We start from the raw sequence: 22,143 nt of genomic DNA on the forward strand, positions 1-22,143 counted from the left end.
AAGAATACTTCCATTCTTTCGTATACACAATTTAGACATAAAATAATCAGTAAATTTAGATAATTAAAAGGGTTATATTATTCTTCTGCCGAATAAATAAGTTAGAGAAAATTACGGACTAAAAAAGCCCGAACCATGCAGGGCATGATTCGGGCTTATATTCAGATTAGTAAGCTAAGCTGAATAGACCTTTAATGTGTGATAAGTAACGAACGTTACTTGCTTCTTTCATTAATGATGCTGGTAAGCCTTTAAGTGGAGTATTGCTTGCTCCGATTGTAGCAACAGCATCTTTACGTCCTAGACTAGCAAGTGTTCCAGAGTTTACAGGTGCGAACTCTTCGAATGCTTTGCCTTCTAGTGCTGCGTATAAGTTGTATCCAATTAACTCACCCATTTGCCAAGCGATTTGCGCAGTTGGTGGGTATGGACGTCCGTCTGGAGCGAAGACAACAGCGCTGTCTCCAGCAACGAATACGTCTTTGTGAGAAGTAGATTGTAGGTATGCATCAACTGTTGCACGACCACGGTTTACTTCAAGACCTGATTCACCGATTAATGGGTTACCTTGAACTCCACCTGTCCAAACGAATGTGTTAGCAACCAGTTTTTGACCGTCTTTTAAGTCGATTTCGTTGCCAGCAACGTTTGTTACAGGAAGACCTGTTAAGAATGTAACGCCACGTGCTTCTAAGCTAGTAGTTGCACGTTCGATTAAGTGGTCTGGTAATACTGGAAGGATTTTTGGACCTGCTTCAACAAGAAGAAGTTTAACTTCTTTTGGATTTACGCCGTGGCTTTTTGCAAGTTTAGGCATAATGTCAGCAAGCTCACCAACTAGCTCAACGCCAGTTAATCCGCCACCACCGATTACGATTGTAGCATCAGCTTCGTTTTTCGTTTTCGCGTATTCACGAATACGGTCTTCAACGTGTTTGTAGATTTTGTTTGCATCAGCAGCAGATTTTAATACCATGCTGTTTTCTTCTAGTCCTGGAATACCGAAGTAAGCAGTTTTACTTCCTAAAGCAACTACAAGTGCATCGTAAGATAAAGTAGTGCCACCAGCTAGTTTGATTTCTTTGCTATCAACTGAGAATGACTCAACTGTTGCGATTTTAAGATCGATATCTTTACCTTTGAAAAGCTTTGTAAGTGGCATTGCAACTGCTTGCTCAGACACGTTACCAGCTGCAAGGCGGTGTAGTTCAGTGATAATTTGGTGCGTTGGGTATTGGTTGATCACTGTAACTTGTGCTTCTGATTTGCTGTAATATTTACGTACGTTTAAAGCGGCAAGAAGACCGCCATAACCAGCGCCTAAGATGACAATTTGTTTTGACATAGTATGATATCCCCCGTCTTTACTAATTGTTGTTATAAGTTAACTTATTTATTGTTACGTTCTGCACTAATTTGAAGATATGCGTTCACAAAGCGGAACATTTTTTGTGCTTGTGGGTCTTTTAATAATTTTAATAGACCGAACAGACCGATAACTTCGTTGCTTTCGTCAGCACGATCTTTCGCTTCGATTGCAGTAGCAGCCATGCTTTTCACTGTATCTTTTACAGGTTCTACAAGCTCTGTGATTGCACCAACAGTGTCGCTTTTTAATACTTCATCAGTAGCAACAGTTTGAGCGAAGTCATAAGACTTAGTTAAAATGTTAACAAGCTCAGTTAATTTTGGAAGCTGTTCTACTAGTGTTGTTAATGATTCTTGTACCTCAGGTTTTAACAACTGATCAAGTACATCAAGTTGTCCTTGGCTAGCAGAAATTTGTACAGTTTCTTGTTCTGGCTTTGTTTGAGTCATAGTTTCTGGCATCTCCAATTCTCCTTTATGATAGCAATACTCTTATTTTTGATAGGTAAGATAGTAAACGGTTACGAAACTTTATACAAAGTTTCACAAAGCACAATAAAATGCCTTTAAATTTATGTCAGCAAGTAAGCTGAAATCATAAATCCAAAACCATAATTTCCTACCTATTATTTATGAACTGTCCGATACATGGCTTGTCCGTATAATGGAAAGCTCCGTTACCGGAAAGTGTATATAATATATATCCTATATTATATACTATATACACCTATGTTAACATAAAAATGATTCCTAATTATTTGATATTGAGCGTATAACGTAGTACTGACAAGGTATGAAAGCGTATAAAATATTTTGTTCCAGTTAGAAATGTACATATATATAAAGAAAAAAAGGAAAAAATGAACAAATTCATGTTCGTTTTTTCCTTTTTCCTATTATTCACCTTCTGCAATTAGCATCGATGTGTTACCTTCTTTTTCAAGATGGCATTCACCCCAAGAACAAAGAGAATCAAGAATCGATTCTAAAGACCAACCGTAATCAGTAAGAGAATATTCTACTTTCGGCGGGACTTGATTGTATACTTTTCTTTGAATAACGCCGTCGTCTTCTAATTCACGTAATTGCTGTGTTAACATTTTTTGTGTAATACCAGGCATTGAGCGTTTTAGTTCACTCGTTCTCTTTGTACCTTTCGTTAAGTGACAAAGGATAACAACTTTCCATTTGCCGCCGATAACTTCTAAAGTCGCCTCTACAGGAATATTGTATTGCTTCATATAAAACCCTCCTTTTGTGAGTAAAGTAAGCTAAATCATACAAATGTTACTTTTTAGTACCTATAGCACTTTAAAGTACGTACTTTTTATCATGTTAAATATGTTTCATAATAGCACATGTAAGAGGCAAATGAGTAGTACGGTACTGAAAAGTGACTATGTTACTTTTTGGTGCCTATCGTACTTTAAAGTGCGTTCTTCAAAAAAAGAATGAAACCATTCATAATAGCATTTGTAGAGATTAAATATATGTTTTAGAAGATAAAAGGGCCTTTTTATCGCACTATTATGATTGGATTTCTTGTAATAAGGAGGAATTCAATTGAGTTCATATACAGTACCATCTTCGGAAGTTCAGACGAATCGAAGAAGTATGTTTGCTTTATTAGCACTAGCAATTAGTGCATTTGGGATTGGTACGACCGAGTTTATTAGTGTCGGTTTATTACCATCTATTTCAAAAGATTTAAATGTTTCGGTTACAACAGCTGGTTTAACTGTTTCCCTATATGCGTTAGGGGCGGCAGTAGGAGCTCCTGTTTTAACAGCGTTAACAGCTAGTATGTCGCGGAAGACATTATTAATGTGGATTATGGTTATTTTCATTATTGGTAATGGCATTGCGGCTGTAGCAACAAGCTTCACTATATTAATTATCGCAAGGATTGTAGCTGCATTTGCACATGGTGTGTTTATGTCGATAGGATCTACAATTGCAGCTGCGATTGTACCAGAGAATAAACGTGCTAGTGCTATTGCGATTATGTTTACTGGATTAACAGTTGCGACTATTACAGGTGTGCCAATTGGAACGTTTATTGGTCAACAATTTGGCTGGAGAGCGTCATTTATGGCGATTGTTGTAATTGGAATTATTGCTTTTATCGCGAATAGCATACTCGTCCCATCTAATTTAAAAAATGGTGTACCTGTATCGTTTCGTGATCAATTCAAACTAATTAAAAATGGAAGACTGTTACTTGTTTTCATAATTACTGCACTTGGATACGGTGGTACATTTGTAACATTTACGTATTTATCACCACTATTACAAGAAGTAACAGGATTTGAAGCGAGTACTGTTACTATCATTTTATTAGTGTATGGAATCGCTATTGCGATAGGGAATATGGTCGGCGGGAAATTATCGAATCATAATCCGATTCGAGCGCTATTTTACATGTTCTTGATTCAAGCGATTATATTATTTGTTTTAACATTTACAGCGCCATTTAAAGTAGCTGGATTAATCACAATTATTTTCATGGGACTATTCGCATTCATGAATGTTCCGGGGCTACAAGTATATGTAGTTATATTGGCAGAGCGCTTTGTTCCAAGTGCGGTTGATGTTGCTTCAGCAATTAATATTGCCGCATTTAACGGAGGGATCGCTTTAGGTTCTTATATCGGTGGCCTTGTAACGAATTCATTAGGATTAATCCATACTGCTTGGGTAGGTGGCCTTATGGTAGTAGCTGCTGTTATTTTAACAGCGTGGAGCATGACATTAGAAAAAAGAGATCAAGCAAAATAAAAGGAGAGAAAATAAAATGAAAAACTTACAAAGTAAAGCTGTATTAAATAATGGTGTAGAAATGCCTTGGTTCGGTTTAGGTGTATTTAAAGTAGAGGAAGGACCAGAACTTGTAGAAGCTGTAAAATCAGCGATTAAAGCAGGATACCGCAGTATCGATACAGCTGCAATTTACGGAAATGAAAAAGCTGTAGGTGAAGGAATCCGTGCAGGTATTGAAGCGACTGGTATTGCAAGAGAAGAATTATTTATTACTTCAAAAGTATGGAACGCAGATCAAGGATATGAAACAACAATCGCTGCATACGAAGAGAGTCTAAAAAAATTAGGACTAGATTATTTAGATTTATATCTTGTTCACTGGCCTTCAGAAGGAAAATATAAAGATACATGGAGAGCGCTAGAAACACTTTATAAAGAAAAGCGCGTACGTGCAATTGGTGTAAGTAACTTCCAAATCCATCACTTACAAGATGTAATGAAAGATGCAGAAATCAAGCCAATGATTAACCAAGTAGAATACCACCCTCGTTTAACACAAAAAGAACTACAAGCTTTCTGTAAAGAACAAGGTATTCAAATGGAGGCATGGTCACCATTAATGCAAGGTCAATTATTAGATAACGAAACATTACAAGCAATTGCTGAGAAACACGGTAAAACAACAGCGCAAGTTATTTTACGTTGGGATCTTCAAAATGGAGTTATTACAATTCCAAAATCAACGAAAGAACACCGCATTATTGCAAATGCTGATGTGTTTAACTTTGAATTAACGAAAGAAGATATGGAAAAAATCGATGCGTTAAATCAAAATCACCGCGTTGGTCCAGACCCTGATAACTTCGATTTCTAAGATTACAGTAAGAAAAAAAGAGTGCTTTTATGCACTCTTTTTTTGTGCATAAAAATAGTTTCTAAATAAATACTACTTAGTATTAAGTTTGTTATTAAGGGGCTGTGAACATGAATATAAAGCAATCGTTCAAACTTTTAGCTATGTTTTTAAGTATTTTATTTGTGTTATTCCCACTTCAAAAAGCATTCGCAGAAGTTATGGACCATACAAAGTATCAAATGGATTGGAGTTATAGTAAGTCCAAGAAGAAACCAATCCGAACAGAGCTTATTAAAACGGCAGATGGCAAAATTGCCTTTTGCTTAAATGTAGATTTGAAATCTCCAAGCGGTCAAGATTTACCGGAAATGGGGAAAGTGGATATTAACGTATACCGTGTATTATTGAATGGATATCCACAAAAGAGTCCACAAGAATTAGGTGTTTCTGATTGGAGAGAAGCACATTATGCAACGCAGCTTGCAGTATGGAATGCGTTAAAACAAATTGATATTAATGATTTAGACTTCCGTAATAAAAATGTAGAAAAGGTAACGAAAGATATCGTTGCAAAAGCAAGCGCTAGTGAAGAGTTACAAGAAATTACAATGAGTGTAACTCCTACAGAAGAACAACAAGCAGTATTGAAAAATGATTTCTTTGAAACAGGCTTATATACAGTAGAAACAAATGCAAAAAGCGGAACGTATAAAGTGCAAGCAACAGGTGCACCAGCGGGAGCGAAATTTGTAAATGAAAAAGGCGAAGCAAAAACGGAATTTAATGTAGGAGAAAAGTTCCGCATTTTAATTCCGAAACAAACGCCAGCTGGTGGATTTAGCTTTAAAGTAATCGGGAAATTAACGAAACTACAAGGCATTGCGCATAAAGGTACACCGACAATTCAAAATGCAGTCGTATTACTTGAGCGTAGTGAAGAAAAAACGAGTCCTGAGTTATCGGTGAGCTGGAAAAAAGGAAATGGTCATGATAATAATAAACCACATACTCCAAACGAACCGCATAAACCGAATCAATATAAAAGGTAAGGATGAAAGCATTGGTGTTAACCAATGCTTTTTATATATGAAATTTAAAGTTATATTGAAATAATTATTTACTGTATAAATCACTGTTTTAATAGGCGGAAAACTATTTAAAAATAACAAAGTATAATAAAATCCGAACGTTACGATTAATAGATTAAATTCACAAAATTGTAACATTATTCTAATTGAAAAGTCTATCAAACAAAGTCTAAAGCGTGTACAATTCAGTTGGAAAAACTACCTATAGATGGTCAAATATGAAGAAAATGTAAGATTCTATTGATGTTTTTATTTTTAGATGTATAGATGACAATACTAAATGATATCTTTTACTATTCTCTTTTTATGTACGAAGAGAACTCATCACAAATAGTGAGAAGTGAGGAGGGCGTATTACATAAAAATTTTACAATGTAAGAAAGCGAATACATAGGGAGAAATGCGGTAGTAATTGATACAGGTGCGCGAGGTGTTCGTCTATTCATTAAATGTTTTTATAAAAATAATAGGATTTTTTATTAAACGGATATATAGGATAGTTTCTCTAAATAAAGGAACAGGGGACACAGATTATGTCGAAGAAGAAAAAGAGTAGGGTATTGGTAGCTGGTGTTTGTTTAGCTACATTATTAAGTCCATATGGCCTTGAAGTATCTAAGGTATATGCAGAGATGACGGTTGAAGATAAGGAGAAACAGCAAGAAGAGCGAGTGTATCAATTGCTGCCAAAAGGTGATGTAGAAGAGATGCGTGAGTTGCATCAGCGTCGAATGAGTTTTTCTCCTTATGAACCAACTGGCATTTATGTAAAGCCAGATGAAGAAGTAGTTATTCAAGTAGAAGGGACTCAACAGATTAAAGCTTATATTGGTACATATTCTTATGAAAAAGAAGAACCTAAACAATTTAATTTACATTCTGGTGAGAATAAAATTACTTCTCCAAATGGGGGACTATTATACTTTTATAATTATCACAACACAGGAGAAGTAGTCGCTAAAGTGAAAAAAGGTGGTACACCAAATCCTTTATTTATTTTAGGTAAACATACGACGGAAGATTGGAAACGTATGTTGAAGGAATCACCGAATCCATATGCAATCGAAATGAAAGGAGAAAATAGTTTACTAACTATGCATCCTGAGACTGTAGCGGAGCATTTAAAACAAGAAGATCCAGCTGCGTTATTAAAGAAACATGATGAAATAATTAACATTGAGCATAAAATATCAGGATTATCAAAAGATGGTGTGGGTGTTGCGAATCAAGGTAAACATTCCATTCATTTTGTTGAAGACTGGTATACGGATAATTATATGTATGCGACGTATTATCGAACAGCTTATAGTAAAGGGAATTTAGAGTCAGTACTAAATCTAGAAGAGTTAACTAATGATGGCTGGGGACCTTGGCATGAAGTGGGACATCAACATCAACAGAACACTTGGTTATGGGATGGACTTGGAGAAGTAACAGTTAATATTTATTCTTTGGCAGTTCAAACTACATTCGGGCATAAAACAAGGTTAGAGCAAGAGGGGCGCTATGAAGCTGCATTTGCTTATTTAGGTAAACCGGATGCACAAGAGAAGATGAATGTATTTGAGAAATTAGTTATGTTTTGGCAGTTACATTTAACTTATGGGGATCAATTCTATCCGAATTTACATCAAATGTATCGCTTGTTACATGATACAGAACTGCCTAAATCTGATGAAGAGAAAAAGCAGATGTTTATTTATATGACGTCAAAAGTGGCAGAACAAAATTTAATTCCTTTCTTTGATAAATGGGGATTAATTGCAAATGATGCTACAAGAGAAAAAATCGAAAAATTAAATTTACCAAAATTAGAAAAAGAAATATGGTTATCTACAGATAGCAATCCAATTCGTGAAAAACAAACTGAGTTATATGAGGTTCCATATGGCGAGCCAAATAATGAAAAAATACAAAATGTAGTAATCGGTACTACATATGATGAGAAAAAAGCAAAAGAACTTGTACAGAATTTAGGGGAAGGTGTAAAGACAACAGGTGTGATTATGCAAGATAAGCCTGAAGTTGGAGAAAAAACTGTAAAAGTAGAAATTGTAGATGGAAAAGGAAATAAGAATTTCATTCCAGTTGTAGTGAATGTTGGATATGGGGATAGCCTACTTATATATGGATTGAACTATACTGGGGAGGGAGACTTGAAGTCAACCGTAACTCTACATCATGGTACGAAAAAATTTAGTGCAACAGATACAAAAAATTTAATTCACGATTACTTTAAAGATGAAAAGTATTTTGAGTTCACACTGTACGATAAAGAAGGAAGAGAGAAGAAAAATGTAGCGGTAAAAGGCTTGGAGAATACAGAAGCTCTTGCCAAGGAATTAAATGGGTTAGCATTTGAATATGGAGATGTGGTGAAAGTATACCATGCAGAGTCTTCACGCTTACATTGGTATCAAAAAGGTTTATATGTGGGAGAAGGAAAAAATAAAGAAATAAAAGAATTATTCTTCAAAATTACTGAAAATGGATTTGAAAGATTAAAATCATTGCAAGAAGTAACAGCAAAGCCACAAACAGTAGTAGTTGGAACAGAAGTGGAAAAGCTAGAAGCGAAAAACTTTGTTGAGGTGAAAGACGGAGAAGTAGTTGGGTTTGTAGAGAAGCCAACTACAATGAAAATTGGAAAACAAACAGTAAAAGTAGAAACGAAAGACCGTTTTGGAAATAAGCAAGTGACAGATGTACCATTGGAAGTAACGTATGGAGATAGTATCGCATATGTGGGATATAACAATGATATTGCTTCAATCGTAACGTTAAAGCACGAAGAGAAGAGGTTCCATGCGACTGATATGGATAGTCAAATCCATAAATATTTTGATAAAGAGCTATACATGGGAATCACATTATATGACGGAGAAGGAAAAGAGAAAAAACATGTAACAGCAGAAGGGCAAGAAACTTCTAAGAACTTTGCAGAACAAGTGAATGGAATACAGTTTGAGTATGGAGATGTAGTGAAAGTATTCCATGCAGAACCAGATCGTTTGAAATGGTATCAAAATAATACTCTTACTGGTCAAGGTGAGAAAAAGGGAACAAAAGAATTATTCTTCAAAGTGACAGAAAAAGGTTTCGAGAAAATGGATATGTTGCAAGAAGTAACGCCAGTACCGCAAAAAGTAGTAATTGGGACAGACGCTGAAAAATTAAATGCAAAAGACTTTGTTCAAGTGAAAGATGGAGAAGTAGTAGGTTTTGTAGAAAAACCGAATACAACGAAAATTGGTGAACAAAAAGTAAAGGTAGAAACGAAAGATCGTTTTGGAAATAAAAAAGTGACAGAAGTTCCTGTGGAAGTGATTTACGGAGATAGCATTATGTTCTTCGGTACATGGCACGGCGGAACGAATATTAAATCGATTGTTACATTAAATCATGAAGGAAAGAAATTCAGTACAACGGGTGCAGAAGGTGCGGCGCATACGTCATTTAAAGACGAAAAGTATATGGGAATGACTGTATACGATAAAGATGGAAAAGAAAAGAAAGAAGCATCAGTAAAAGGATCTGAAAATACAAAAGGGTTCGCAGAACAATTTAATGACATGGCCTTTGAATATGGGGATATGGTAAAGATATACCAAAAAGAGTTTGATAGATTTAAAGTATATAAAAAGAATGAACTAGTGGATACGGAATACGGTGTTCATGAAGTGATGTTTAAAGTTACAGAAAAAGGCTTTGAGAAAATGGAAGCTCAGCAAGAAGTAACGGCAGTACCGCAAAAAGTAGTAATCGGAACAGATGTTGAAAAATTGAATGCAAAAGAGTTTGTTCAAGTGAAAGACGGAGAAGTAGTAGGTTTTGTAGAAAAACCGAATACAACGAAAATCGGTAAACAAACAGTAAAAGTAGAAACGAAAGATCGTTTTGGCAATAAGAAAGTAACGGAAGTGCCAGTAGAAGTAACATATGGAGATAGTATTGTATATCAAGGGCTTAGTAATATTGTTCGTTCTATTGTAACGTTAAATCATGATGATAAGAAGCTACATGTAACGTCTACAAATGAACAAATCCATAGTTACTTTAACAATGAATTATATATGGGAATTACGTTATATGATAAAAACGGAAAAGAGAAAAAACATGTAACTGCGGAAGGGCAAGAAACTTCAAAGAATTTTGCAGAACAAGTAAACGGTACGCCATTCCAGTATGGGGATACGATAAAAGTGTATCATGCAGAGTCTGATCGTTTAAGTTGGTATAAAACTGGTGAGTTACTTGGAAAAGGAGATGCGAAGAAATTTAAAGAAATTTCCTTCAAGATTACTCCGAATGGTTTAGAACAAGTACAATAATAAAAAGCTCGTAAAACACTATGTTTTACGAGCTTTTTATTATTATTCAGCTTCAGAAACAACTGTGAAGCGTTCGTTTACGTGTTTTGGATTTTCGATTTCATCAAGTGCTGCTACTGCGAAGTCTTCGTAACTTACGTAGCTATCACCTTTTGAGTTAACAAGAAGGTTGTCTTTACCAGCTGTATAAGAGCCTGTGCGTTTTCCTAATGCGAATAGTGCAGAAGGGCTGATGAATGTCCAAGTGATGTCATTTGTTTGTTGCAAGATTTCTAAGTTTTTACCTTGGTTTTGAGCAGTTGCAAGGTATTCCTTCGGGAAACCTGGTGTCTCAAATACACGTGTTGTTTTCTCTTCGTCTACAAATAAGCTTCCAGCGCCGCCAACTACAAGTAATTTTGTGTTAGGCGCACCTTTCATCGCTTCAATAAGTACGTTTCCTGCATCTACGTGAAGATGTTCTTCTCCTGCTGGAGCACCGAATGCATTTACAACTACATCGAATGCTTGTAAGTCGTTAGATGTAAGAGAGAATACATCTTTCTCTAAAACTTTTACGTTTTCTTCTGCAATTTTTGCAGCGTTTCTTACGATTGCAGTTACTTCATGTCCGCGATCTAATGCTTCTTTTAAAATGCGACTTCCTGCTTTACCAGCTGCTCCGATAATTCCGATTTTCATAATAAATCCCTCCAAAGTGTTTTGTTAAAGTGTATATCTGAAAGTAAATGAATTTGTTGTAATTAGGTTTGTTACAACCTGTTGTAATCATTATAGTTACAGGTTGGTGTTTTTGTCAATAGGGTTATTTGTGAATTTATTTTTTGTTTTAGTATGCACAGTTAGAGGGAGGGTAGTCATAAAGATATTTTTACTGCGAGCCTGGCTAATATTTGGAAATTGCAAATTGTCGAAAAATGTTGATTTTTGAATGTTTTTTAAATATAATTCGTTTTATGGAGAAAAGGAGGGGGTAATTGTATGAATATTTTAGAGCAATTTATTTCATCAACAAATACAATTCTTTGGTCATATATTCTTATTGCGATGTTAATTGGTTTAGGTCTTTATTTTTCTATTAAATTGAAATTCGTACAAATCACTCATTTAGGGGAAATGGTTCGATTAATGAGTGATGGATTAACTGGAAAGACGCGTAAAAAAGGTAGTGTATCTTCTTTCCAAGCGTTCTGTATGAGTTCAGCAGCTCGTATTGGTATCGGTAACTTAGCTGGTGTAGCATTAGCTATATCTATGGGAGGACCTGGAGCTGTATTTTGGATGTGGGTTATTGCGATTATTGGGGCTTCTTCAAGTTTCGTAGAAAGTACGCTTGCCCAAATTTATAAAGTAAAAGATGGCAGTGGCTTCCGTGGTGGTCCTGCTTATTATATGGAAAAAGGTTTAAATAAACGTTGGATGGGAATTTGGTTCTCTATCCTTATTACAATTAGTTACGGTTTAATTTTTAACTCAGTACAAGCAAATACAGTTACATTAGCATTTAAAAATGCATTTGGTATTGAGCGTTATATTGTTGGGGTTGTATTAGCTGCATTAGTTGCGGTTATTATTTTTGGTGGTGTAAAAAGTATCGCACGTATGTCGGAAATGATTGTTCCGCCAATGGCGCTTATTTATATTGCGGTAGCTATTTTTGTTGTCATTAAAAACTTCTATTTAATACCAGATGTGTTTACAGAAATCTTTAAAGGTGCATTCGGTTTAGATTCAGCTGTAGGTGGCGGTATCGGTGCTGCGATGAAATATGGTATTCAGCGCGGATTATTTGCGAACGAAGCAGGTATGGGTAGTGCGCCGAACGCGGCAGCCACAGCAGATGTAACGCATCCAGCGAAACAAGGTTTTATTCAAACGATCGGCGTTTTAGTAGATACATTCTTAGTATGTACATCAACAGCATTTATCGTACTATGTTCTGGTGCATATAAAGCAACAAATTTAGAAGGTATTGAATTGACACAAAATGCGTTAAGTTCACAAATTGGTCCATGGGCAAGCAGTTTCTTAGCGATTATTATTTTCTTATTTGCATTTAGTTCGCTTTTAGGAAACTACTATTATGGTGAAACGAATATTGAATTCATTAAACAAAGCAAAACGTGGTTAACAATTTACCGTATTGCAGTAGTTGGAATGGTATTATTCGGTTCTGTAGCAACGCTTCAAGTTGTATGGAATATGGCAGATTTATTTATGGGTCTAATGGTAATTACCAACTTAATTGCGATTACACTTCTTGGACGATTTGCATATGCTGCATTGGCAGACTATGTAAGGCAAAAGAAACAAGGAAAAGATCCAGTCTTCCGCGCAGATTCTATTCCTGGTTTAACGAACACTGAGTGTTGGGATAAGTCAGCGGTAACGGATAAAGAAAAAGCAGTATAATGAAAAGGCGAGCATCGAGATGAATTCGGTGCTCGCCTTTTTTATTGTAGTAAATGATAGAAAGAGTGAGAGGTAATGATTAATATAATTTTTGTTTGTTCATTTCTCATGTTATTTGTAGGGGCCTTCTGTCTTAAAGGTATGACTGGTCGCATAGGATGAGTGATTTAGTATTGGATAAATGCGCGTACTGGTTATAATTTTACGCAAAAAAACACGTATGTTAACAAAGTTAACTCACTCATGTTAGAAAACCTGACATAAAGTTCTTGATTACTAAGAGTTTTTAGAATATAATTTTCTTATTGTTAGGAAGAGGGGGCAATGCAATTATGGATTTTTTAGCTAAGGTAATTGGGGATGTGAATAATGTCCTTTGGTCATATATCATTATTGCGATGTTAATTGGGTTAGGACTCTACTTTTCATTTCGTGTGAAATTTGTCCAAGTTCGTTACTTCGGTGAAATGATTCGATTGCTTGGGGATGGGGCAAGCTCGAAAACGAGGAAGGCACAAAAAGAGAAGAGCGGTGTATCGTCATTCCAAGCATTTTGTATGAGTACAGCTTCTCGTGTAGGTACTGGTAACTTAGCTGGTGTAGCTATCGCAATCTCAGCAGGTGGACCTGGAGCAGTATTTTGGATGTGGTTAATCGCGGTAATTGGGGGTGCTTCTGCATTTGTAGAGAGCACATTAGCGCAAATTTATAAAGTAAAAGATGGAAATACGTTCCGTGGTGGCCCAGCGTATTATATGGAAAAGGGTTTAAATAAACGCTGGCTTGGAGCTATTTTCTCTGTATTAATAACAGTAAGTTTCGGATTGATTTTTAACGCTGTACAGTCTAATACTGTAGCGGCTGCTTTTGATGGGGCATTCAAAACAGACAGTAGATTAGTAGGTCTTGTAATGGCTGGTTTACTAGCAGTTATTATCTTCGGCGGAGTAAAACGAATTGCACGCGCGGTTGAAATGATTGTTCCAGTAATGGCAATTATTTATGTAGCAGTGGCATTATTCGTTGTTGTAACAAACATTACGGCAATTCCATATGTATTTAAAGAGATTTTCTTACATGCTTTCGGAATTAAAGAAGTAGTAGGTGGAGGATTAGGAGCTGCGATTTTATTAGGGGTAAAACGCGGATTATTCTCAAATGAAGCAGGTATGGGTAGTGCGCCGAACGCAGCTGCGACTGCAAACGTAACGCATCCAGTTAAACAAGGTTTCATTCAAACTTTAGGGGTATTTACAGATACATTATTAATTTGTAGTTGTACAGCATTTATCATTCTTTTATCAGATGTGCATAATGCAGCTGATCTAAATGGTATACAATTAACACAACAAGCGTTAAGTCAGCATATTGGCCCGTGGGCTTCTATATTTGTAGCGGTAGCAATCTTCTTGTTTGCATTCAGTTCATTAGTAGGTAACTACTACTATGGGGAAACGAATATTGAATTCTTAAATGGAAGTAAAGTGCTATTAAATGCATACCGCATTGCTGTACTTGGTATGGTTATGTTAGGGTCTGTCGCAACAATTCAGATCGTTTGGGATTTAGCAGATTTATTTATGGGAATTATGGCTGTTATTAACTTAGTGGCAATCGTATTCCTTTCTAAGTACGCTTTCGCAGCGTTATCAGATTATATTAAGCAGAAGAAACAAGGAAAAGATCCAGTGTTCTATGCGGAGTCTATTCCAGGTTTGAACAATACAGAGTGCTGGGATAAGCCAGCAGTAGCTGATAAAGAAAAAGCAGTATAATGAGGTGGGCATCAAGTGAAACTTGATGCTCATTTTTTGTTTTATCCAGCTATTTGTAAGAAGTAAAAGACGAACATTCATGGGTGTTTTATAATAAAATGTAATTTTTTAAAGAAAAGTGCGGATATGAGTTGTGATTTATGTTAGAATGGAAAATGCCTTTGAAACAAGAGGTTTTATGATCTTTCTTATCCAATTGAAGGTTTTGGAGGAGGAACGGAAAGTTCGGATTATTTCTTATTTTGAGTGGTCAGACGTTCAACGTTAATGAAGAGTTAAATGGAGGATTTTATTAATGAAGTTTGTTATGTTTCTTGTAGGATTACTCGTTGTATTTGTACTCGGTTTTCTTATAAGTGCCGATCGAAAGAAGATTAAGTACAAACCAATCGCAATTATGCTTGTTATTCAGCTAGCGTTATCTTATTTCTTATTAAATACACAAGTTGGTTATATTTTAGTAAAAGGAATTTCGGATGGATTTGGCGCGCTTCTTGGATATGCGGAAGCTGGAATCGTTTTCGTATTTGGTGGCCTTGTTAATAAAGGAGAGGTTTCATTCTTCTTAACAGCATTATTACCAATCGTATTCTTTGCCGTTTTAATCGGAATTCTGCAGCACTTTAAAATTTTACCGATATTTATTCGTGCTATTGGTACGTTGTTAAGTAAAGTAAATGGTCTAGGAAAACTGGAATCATATAACGCAGTAGCAGCTGCTATTGTTGGGCAAGCGGAAGTATTTATTACAGTAAAAGATCAATTAAGTAAAATCCCAAAACATCGTTTATATACATTATGTGCATCTTCCATGTCGACAGTATCAATGTCAATCGTAGGTTCTTATATGAAAATGATCGAACCGAAATATGTAGTAACAGCACTTGTATTAAATTTATTTAGTGGTTTCATTATCATTCATATTATTAACCCGTACGATATTACAGAAGAAGAAGATACACTGAAATTAGAAAATAAGAAAAAACAATCATTCTTTGAAATGTTAAGTGAATATATTATGCTTGGTTTCACAATCGCGATTACAGTAGCAGCAATGTTACTTGGTTTCGTAGCATTAATTACAGCAATTAATAGCTTATTTGATTCCATGTTCGGCATTACATTCCAAGCTATTTTAGGATATATTTTCTCACCATTAGCATTCGTAATGGGTATCCCGCAAGCAGAGATGGTAACAGCGGGACAAATTATGGCAACAAAATTAGTATCAAACGAGTTTGTTGCGATGCTTGATCTTGGAAAAGTAGCTGGTGATTTATCGGCTCGTACAGTTGGTATCCTTTCTGTATTCCTCGTATCATTTGCGAACTTCTCATCTATCGGCATTATTGCAGGTGCAACGAAAGGTATCGATGAAAACCAATCAAATGTTGTATCATCATTCGGTCTACGCCTTGTGTACGGTGCGACATTAGTAAGTATTCTATCAGCAATTATCGTTGGTGTTATGTTATAAAAAGATGGTCCTAGATCATAGCTAGGGCTATTTTTTATGGTAAATTTTCATGAAAAAACCAATTAATTAGGAATATATTAACATATAAAAATCTTTTTAAATTTATATTGCTTTTCAGTTAGATAACGCTTACAATTTGATTTGTAGGTGGTATCAATTTCAGACTTTCAAAGATGGTAGGAGAGAAGAGGCTACCTTTTATAAATTGCAATTTATGTAAACGCTTACTGATTTTAGATAACAGTTGAATCATATTTAGGGGTTTTAAATTTTTTTAACATCAATGGTCAGACGTCATTCGTTATACGTTGTACGACTGATAACTCATGGGAGAAGTGGAGGATTCACATATGAAAATAGTAATGTTTCTAGTCGGTTTACTTGTAGTATTTGTACTAGGTTTCCTTATCAGTTCAGATCGTAAGAAAATTAAATATAAACCAATTGCACTTATGCTTGTCATTCAATTGGTACTTGCGTATTTCTTACTAAATACAAAGGTCGGATTTGTATTAGTAAAAGGGATTGCAGATGGGTTTGGCGCTATTTTAAAATTTGCGGAAGCAGGGGTTAATTTCGTATTTGGCGGTCTAGCAAATGATGGACAAGCACCATTCTTCTTAACAGTATTATTACCAATTATTTTCTTAGCAGTACTAATTGGGATTCTGCAACATATTAAAGTTTTACCGATTATCATTCGTGCAGTCGGTTTCCTATTAAGTAAAGTTAATGGTTTAGGAAAACTAGAATCATATAATGCGGTAGCAGCTGCAATTGTTGGTCAAGGGGAAGTATTCATTACAGTAAAAGATCAATTAAGCAAACTACCAAAAAATCGTTTATACACACTTTGTGCATCTTCCATGTCAACAGTATCGATGTCAATCGTCGGTTCTTACATGAAAATGATTGATCCAAAATATGTAGTAACAGCACTAGTATTAAACTTATTTAGTGGATTCATTATCGTTCATATTATTAATCCATATGAAGTAAAAGAAGAAGACGACATTTTAGAATTACAAGAAGATAAAAAACAAACATTCTTTGAAATGTTAGGCGAATATATTATGCTTGGTTTCTCTATCGCTGTAACAGTAGCGGCGATGTTAATCGGTTTCGTAGCATTAATTACAGCAATTAACGGTGTATTCGATTCGATTTTCGGAATCACATTCCAAAGCATTTTAGGATATATCTTCTCACCATTAGCATTCGTAATGGGTATCCCAACATCAGAGATGCTAACAGCAGGACAAATTATGGCAACGAAATTAGTAACGAACGAATTCGTTGCAATGCTTGACCTTGGTAAAGTAGCTGGTGATTTATCAGCTCGTACAGTAGGTATTTTATCTATCTTCCTTGTATCATTTGCGAACTTCTCATCAATCGGAATTATCGCAGGTGCAACGAAGAGTATCGATGGCAAACAAGCAAACGTTGTATCATCATTCGGACTAAAACTTGTATACGGTGCAACGTTAGTAAGTATATTATCAGCGATTATCGTTGGGGTTATGCTTTAATAAATTAAGAAAAGCAATGAGCGTAGGCTCGTTGCTTTTTTATTTAACTTGCTCTATCCAAGTCTCTTTTAAATTGTGGTTTCTCCAAATAAGTTCCTAGCCTCCATACATATTCAATAGGTCCCATTCGATATTTCCGTAGCCAATATGTGCTAGCAAATAATTGAATTGTATAGATTACAATCGTTAAAAGAATACCGAAGAAATATCCTATTTTTCCGAATAAGCCAAAACCGTATGCGTAAAAAATTGTTGTTGCGATAATGGACTGGGCTAAGTAATTACTAACCGACATTTTCCCCATATTGGCCATGTATGTTAGTAGACGGGTTGCTTTTTTGTAATGGAATAATAAAATAATTGTGCTTCCGTAAAAGAAGGTCATGGTTACTGGTGTAAGACCGTCTTGTAACATAAGTAAAATAGGGTGTTTGACGAACAGAGCTGAAATTTTGATTGTAAAAGAGAAAATACCAGTAAGAAGCCAGATCTTTTTGACAGCAGAGATATGTTTATCAATCTCAAATAACCACCCCTTTTTTCCTACGTACATACCGATTAAGAAGAGTGGAGATAGGAAAATGAGTGTGAAAAGTGTTATAAAGGTTAATCCGAAGAAACCGTCGATACCTATATATTCGAAAGGATTTTCAGTTAACCTAAACTTGACATGATCCATATAGCTTCCAGTTTCATGAATTTTATGTTCTTTTTCAATATAAGGAGCAAAATCAGTAACATTTGTATTTGGTTCAGTTGAATAAGTCATAAGTGTAAGGAGTGCGAGTAGAATAGTTGCCCAAATTAATAATGTTTTTGGCTGTCTGTTTATAAACATCAGTAAGAAAACCCCAATGAGTCCATATGAAAATAAAATATCTCCAGACCAAATGAGAGCGCCGTGAATAAAACCTAGTAGTAAAAGAATAAGGATACGACGTAAATAGGTAGTGGAAAACTTTTTTCCTTTTGCGACAATACTTTTTTGTAACAAAATAATGCTAAGACCAAATAAAAAAGAGAATAAAGAAATGAAATTTTGTGTACCGAAAAATTGAATAAACCAATTAGCACCCTTATCAAGTTCGCCAAATATATAGGTTGGTTTTTCATTAGCAAAGAAACCGAATTGAATTAATGTCATATTAACAAGTAAAATACCAAATAATGCGAAACCGCGTATGGCATCAACAACTTCTAAACGTTGATTCATTTTTTCTCTCCCCATATATTATTTTATATTGAAAATAATACCATTTTACAGTTGGTACTATGTCAAATACGAGGAAATTTAAGGTAATTTTAAGCTAGAGAGAAAATAAAAAATCACCTTAATACATTCATTAAGGTGATTGAAATATTATTCAGCTGGAGGCGTAAATGTACGTTTCTCTAATTCAGCGTCTAGCATAAATAATGCGTTCGAATCGCTTGTAATACGTTTTAATTTTTGGATGATGCTATCGAATGAAGCTTCTTCTTCTACTTGCTCATCGACGAACCATTTTAAGAATGTAATTGTTGCGTGCTCACGCTCATCCCAAGCAATATCAGATAAGTTATAAATACGTTTCGTTACTTCACGCTCGTGCTCAAGTGCTACTTCAAAAGCGTTCAGTACAGATTCATATTCATTATTAGGATTATCGAATCCAGTAATAATAGCGCGCTCACCGCGGTCATTAATGTAGTTGTAGAGCTTCATTGCGTGGAAACGTTCTTCTTCAGCTTGTACAAGGAAAAAGTTAGCGAATCCATCATAGCTTTCAGCCGTACAGTAAGCAGCCATTGCCATATAAGCATGGGCAGAGTAAAATTCAAAGTTCATTTGATCATTTAGTGCGTCGTGCAATTTTTTAGATAACATAAAATCCCCCTTAGTATTGTGGCAAGAATATTATATCATAATTGATAATATTCTCATTTAGATGTTTCGAACCTTTTCGAAAGCTTTGTGACGTGTGCTTCCATAATGTCTTGTAAGTCTAAATCATATTTTTGCGAAAGAATAATAAGATTAGATAGTACATCACCAAGTTCTTCTTTTAGTTCTTGTTTTAGCTCTTCTTCTGTCTTAGCGTCTTCATCAGGACGATCACGACCGATTTCAATAGCGCGAACAACGCGTGAAACTTCCCCAACTTCCTCTGTTAAGAAATTTAACCGAATAAAGGCATTATACTGTGACCAGCTTCGTTTTTCGTAAAATTCCTCAACCCATCTTTGAAATGCAACGATATCCATTTCTTCCTCATCCCCTCAATATGTTGTACAATGTTCATTGTATCATAACAATATATAGTTTCGGGGTGTAGGGATGAGAAAGATTTGTGTGTTTGCAGGTTCCAACTTAGGGGAGAGACCAGAATTTAAAGAGCAGGCAATAGCGTTAGGGAAAATGTTTGTTGAGAACGATTATGAGCTTGTATACGGTGGTTCGTGCGTTGGATTAATGGGAGAAGTAGCGAATGAGGTTCTTCGTTTAGGCGGGCGTGTAACAGGTGTTATGCCGCGCGGTCTATTCCGAGGAGAAATCGTGCATACAGGATTAACAGAATTAATTGAAGTAGAAACGATGCACGAGCGCAAGGCGAAAATGGCAGAGCTTGCGGATGCTTTTATCGCATTACCAGGCGGATACGGAACGTTTGAAGAGTTATTTGAAGTAGTATGCTGGTCACAAATTGGTATACATAATAAGCCAGTTGGTTTATTAAACATTAAAGATTTTTACGGGCCAATTCTGCAAATGGTTGAACGCGCAGCGGAAGAAGGATTTATGAATCCGTCAAATAAAGAGTTGATCGTTTCAGCTGAGACGGCGGATAAACTAATTCATGCAATCAAAAATTACGAGCGTCCTGTTTTAGGAACGAAGTGGAAGCAGTTATCATAATACAAAATTATAAAGTTTTTTGGAAACACATGTCATTTTATATTGAAAAGGCATGTGTTTTTAATTTGGTTAAATATATTAATGTTGAGATGTAATGTTTTGGGAAAGGAGAAACAGATGGAGGAGTTTGTGTATTTACGTCCTGTTTTTAAATGTATTTTAGCAGCATCTATTCTTGTTATGCTAATTGTTTCAATGCAGAAGAAAAAGCTCATTAATGCGTTTTCGCTTTGGTTTATTTCGATACTATGTATTGGTGTTTCCGCAATCACGTTGTTTATGTCTGGGTTTATTGTTGATGAGTATAATTTAGGTGGAGATGCACAATCGTTTTGTATGTTTATTGCGATTGGCTGTATTAACGGTTTGAATTTTATTATTTATTATAGACGGAAATAAAAAGAAGGCATTCCGTATTACTTTGGAATGCCTTTATCACTGTGATTACTTTGTTTTTTATACAGGTACCAGCCACCCCATCCGCCACCAATTGCTATAACAACGAGGAAAGCATAGTCTTTTACCTCGATACGTATGTTGAAAATATTAGCTATAAGTAAGACAATCCCAACTGTTATTAACGCAAAAAACGCTCTAATTAAGTAGTCTTTCAACTGAACCACTCCCGCCATTTAAGTAGTAAATGATGAATATGGAAAAGCATTTTGGATCTATTTTACGAAAGGGTGTTTCCTATATTTTAACATAAATAGGATTGTAATATATTGATAAAAGTAGGGAAAAGGGGTGCTGGTATTGTCGTGATTTGTCGGTAAGTCGATATCCTGTGTCGAATCGTCGATATAATGAAAAAATCGTTGGTATATTGTGAGTTATCGTCGATATATTTGAAAAATCGTTGATATAAATTTCATGTATCAGCACGCGCGACAACCGCATAGAAAAAAGCGACTCTAAACGAGCCGCTTCCGCTTTTAGTGATATCCAGCTCCAGCGGCTAGAACAGTCGGTTGTTTCACTCCTTCATTCGAGGCAAAAAGCGCCTCGTAATCAGGAGTTCCAACACCCTCCTGTTCTGAGCAAGCCGCTTCCGCTTTTAAATCTATTATTGATTCAAGAACGCACGTAGCATCCAAGCGTGTTTTTCTAGTTCTGTGTAGATGCCTAGTAGTAGGTCAGATGTCATTTCGTCGTCAGAGTCTTGAGCGATTTCCATGCCTTTTTTCAGTTCGACTAGCATCATTTCGTAGTCTTTCATGATTGCTTCGACCATCCCTTCTGCAGTTTCTCCGTATGCTGCTTCTTGAATAGTAGATATTTCTAGGTATTCTTTCATTGTTGCTACTGGTTTACCACCAATTGCTAAAATGCGTTCTGCAATTTCGTCGATGTGAGTAGCTGATTCTGTGTAAAGCTCTTCGAATTTCTCATGTAATGTGAAGAATTGAGGTCCTTTTACGTACCAATGGAAGTTGTGTAATTTTGTGAATAAAACACTCCAGTCTGCTACTTGTTTGTTTAATACTTCGATTACTTGTTTGTTCATTATGATCAATCTCCTTTTGAGTTGTTATGTAATATCAATTACTAATTTATAATTATTATAATCTAGTAATTCGTATAAATCAACCCTTTTGCTGGAATTAATTTGAACAAATTATGAACTGTTGTAAATAAAAATCCCTAT

20 protein-coding genes are annotated in these 22,143 nt (G+C 35.5%); 10 read left to right on the plus strand and 10 right to left on the minus strand.

Going from position 1 to position 22,143, the window contains the following annotated elements; all coding sequences use genetic code 11:
* Nucleotides 1-166 precede the first annotated feature (166 nt).
* The 3 genes from Q9B79_RS19140 to Q9B79_RS19150 form a co-directional block, all read right to left on the minus strand.
* Nucleotides 167-1,345, minus strand: a complete 1,179-nt coding sequence (locus tag Q9B79_RS19140; RefSeq protein ID WP_000043202.1) for an NAD(P)/FAD-dependent oxidoreductase — start codon at nucleotides 1,343-1,345, stop codon at nucleotides 167-169.
* A 44-nt stretch (nucleotides 1,346-1,389) separates the two neighbouring features.
* On the minus strand, nucleotides 1,390-1,830 hold the full coding sequence (locus Q9B79_RS19145) for a DUF1641 domain-containing protein (RefSeq protein ID WP_001115309.1): 441 nt from the start codon (nucleotides 1,828-1,830) through the stop codon (nucleotides 1,390-1,392).
* A gap of 434 nt (nucleotides 1,831-2,264) precedes the next feature.
* Nucleotides 2,265-2,609, minus strand: coding sequence for a winged helix-turn-helix transcriptional regulator (locus tag Q9B79_RS19150; RefSeq protein WP_046198736.1), 345 nt, complete (start codon nucleotides 2,607-2,609; stop codon nucleotides 2,265-2,267).
* Between the two features lie 373 nt (nucleotides 2,610-2,982).
* Here Q9B79_RS19150 and Q9B79_RS19155 point away from each other — a divergent pair, with 373 nt between their 5' ends.
* The 4 genes from Q9B79_RS19155 (at nucleotide 2,983) to Q9B79_RS19170 (ending at nucleotide 10,403) form a co-directional block, all read left to right on the plus strand.
* The gene (locus Q9B79_RS19155) at nucleotides 2,983-4,146 is read left to right on the plus strand and encodes an MFS transporter (RefSeq protein WP_306186934.1); all 1,164 of its coding nucleotides are present in this window, start codon (nucleotides 2,983-2,985) and stop codon (nucleotides 4,144-4,146) included.
* Between the two features lie 16 nt (nucleotides 4,147-4,162).
* Entirely contained in the window at nucleotides 4,163-5,002 is an 840-nt protein-coding gene (locus Q9B79_RS19160) for an aldo/keto reductase (protein ID WP_306186679.1), read from the plus strand.
* A 110-nt stretch (nucleotides 5,003-5,112) separates the two neighbouring features.
* Nucleotides 5,113-6,033, plus strand: a complete 921-nt coding sequence (locus Q9B79_RS19165) for a thioester domain-containing protein (RefSeq protein ID WP_306186681.1) — start codon at nucleotides 5,113-5,115, stop codon at nucleotides 6,031-6,033.
* 572 nt (nucleotides 6,034-6,605) lie between these two features.
* Complete coding sequence (locus Q9B79_RS19170; RefSeq protein WP_306186683.1) at nucleotides 6,606-10,403, plus strand: putative mucin/carbohydrate-binding domain-containing protein; 3,798 nt, start codon at nucleotides 6,606-6,608, stop codon at nucleotides 10,401-10,403.
* Nucleotides 10,404-10,445: 42 nt separating this feature from the next.
* Here the strand turns inward: Q9B79_RS19170 and Q9B79_RS19175 are convergent, their stop codons facing one another.
* Entirely contained in the window at nucleotides 10,446-11,084 is a 639-nt protein-coding gene (locus tag Q9B79_RS19175; RefSeq protein WP_306186686.1) for an NAD(P)-dependent oxidoreductase, read from the minus strand.
* A 300-nt stretch (nucleotides 11,085-11,384) separates the two neighbouring features.
* On the opposite strand from Q9B79_RS19175, the gene Q9B79_RS19180 reads away from it, so the two are divergent.
* The 4 genes from Q9B79_RS19180 (at nucleotide 11,385) to Q9B79_RS19195 (ending at nucleotide 17,599) form a co-directional block, all read left to right on the plus strand.
* Nucleotides 11,385-12,815, plus strand: a complete 1,431-nt coding sequence (locus tag Q9B79_RS19180; RefSeq protein ID WP_001022926.1) for an alanine/glycine:cation symporter family protein — start codon at nucleotides 11,385-11,387, stop codon at nucleotides 12,813-12,815.
* A 332-nt stretch (nucleotides 12,816-13,147) separates the two neighbouring features.
* Entirely contained in the window at nucleotides 13,148-14,590 is a 1,443-nt protein-coding gene (locus Q9B79_RS19185; RefSeq protein WP_306186689.1) for an alanine/glycine:cation symporter family protein, read from the plus strand.
* Nucleotides 14,591-14,885: 295 nt separating this feature from the next.
* On the plus strand, nucleotides 14,886-16,067 hold the full coding sequence (locus Q9B79_RS19190; RefSeq protein ID WP_000673852.1) for a NupC/NupG family nucleoside CNT transporter: 1,182 nt from the start codon (nucleotides 14,886-14,888) through the stop codon (nucleotides 16,065-16,067).
* 350 nt (nucleotides 16,068-16,417) lie between these two features.
* On the plus strand, nucleotides 16,418-17,599 hold the full coding sequence (locus Q9B79_RS19195; protein WP_306186691.1) for a NupC/NupG family nucleoside CNT transporter: 1,182 nt from the start codon (nucleotides 16,418-16,420) through the stop codon (nucleotides 17,597-17,599).
* A 43-nt stretch (nucleotides 17,600-17,642) separates the two neighbouring features.
* Here the strand turns inward: Q9B79_RS19195 and Q9B79_RS19200 are convergent, their stop codons facing one another.
* The 3 genes from Q9B79_RS19200 to Q9B79_RS19210 form a co-directional block, all read right to left on the minus strand.
* A complete protein-coding gene (locus tag Q9B79_RS19200) occupies nucleotides 17,643-18,812 on the minus strand; it encodes a DUF418 domain-containing protein (protein ID WP_306186693.1) in 1,170 nt (389 codons plus the stop codon).
* A gap of 147 nt (nucleotides 18,813-18,959) precedes the next feature.
* Nucleotides 18,960-19,466, minus strand: coding sequence for a ferritin (locus Q9B79_RS19205; protein ID WP_000949392.1), 507 nt, complete (start codon nucleotides 19,464-19,466; stop codon nucleotides 18,960-18,962).
* Between the two features lie 53 nt (nucleotides 19,467-19,519).
* The gene (locus tag Q9B79_RS19210; RefSeq protein ID WP_001990794.1) at nucleotides 19,520-19,843 is read right to left on the minus strand and encodes a MazG nucleotide pyrophosphohydrolase domain-containing protein; all 324 of its coding nucleotides are present in this window, start codon (nucleotides 19,841-19,843) and stop codon (nucleotides 19,520-19,522) included.
* Between the two features lie 73 nt (nucleotides 19,844-19,916).
* Here Q9B79_RS19210 and Q9B79_RS19215 point away from each other — a divergent pair, with 73 nt between their 5' ends.
* Together Q9B79_RS19215 and Q9B79_RS19220 are read left to right on the plus strand one after the other, a co-directional pair.
* Nucleotides 19,917-20,495: an LOG family protein gene (locus Q9B79_RS19215; RefSeq protein ID WP_483861660.1), complete on the plus strand. Its 579-nt coding sequence runs from the start codon at nucleotides 19,917-19,919 to the stop codon at nucleotides 20,493-20,495.
* Nucleotides 20,496-20,612: 117 nt separating this feature from the next.
* Nucleotides 20,613-20,894 (plus strand): hypothetical protein, encoded by a 282-nt coding sequence (locus Q9B79_RS19220; RefSeq protein WP_306186697.1) that lies wholly within the window; start codon nucleotides 20,613-20,615, stop codon nucleotides 20,892-20,894.
* Nucleotides 20,895-20,911: 17 nt separating this feature from the next.
* Here the strand turns inward: Q9B79_RS19220 and Q9B79_RS19225 are convergent, their stop codons facing one another.
* From Q9B79_RS19225 to Q9B79_RS19235, 3 genes are all read right to left on the minus strand, one after another.
* Nucleotides 20,912-21,109: a hypothetical protein gene (locus Q9B79_RS19225; protein WP_306186937.1), complete on the minus strand. Its 198-nt coding sequence runs from the start codon at nucleotides 21,107-21,109 to the stop codon at nucleotides 20,912-20,914.
* A gap of 321 nt (nucleotides 21,110-21,430) precedes the next feature.
* Nucleotides 21,431-21,592, minus strand: a complete 162-nt coding sequence (locus Q9B79_RS19230; protein ID WP_306186699.1) for a hypothetical protein — start codon at nucleotides 21,590-21,592, stop codon at nucleotides 21,431-21,433.
* On the minus strand, nucleotides 21,562-22,002 hold the full coding sequence (locus Q9B79_RS19235; protein ID WP_048528223.1) for a Dps family protein: 441 nt from the start codon (nucleotides 22,000-22,002) through the stop codon (nucleotides 21,562-21,564). Before Q9B79_RS19235 ends, Q9B79_RS19230 begins: the two co-directional genes overlap by 31 nt.
* Nucleotides 22,003-22,143: the final 141 nt, after the last annotated feature.

Source organism: Bacillus sp. MHSD_36, assembly GCF_030757775.1.
In the GTDB taxonomy this organism is placed as follows: domain Bacteria; phylum Bacillota; class Bacilli; order Bacillales; family Bacillaceae_G; genus Bacillus_A.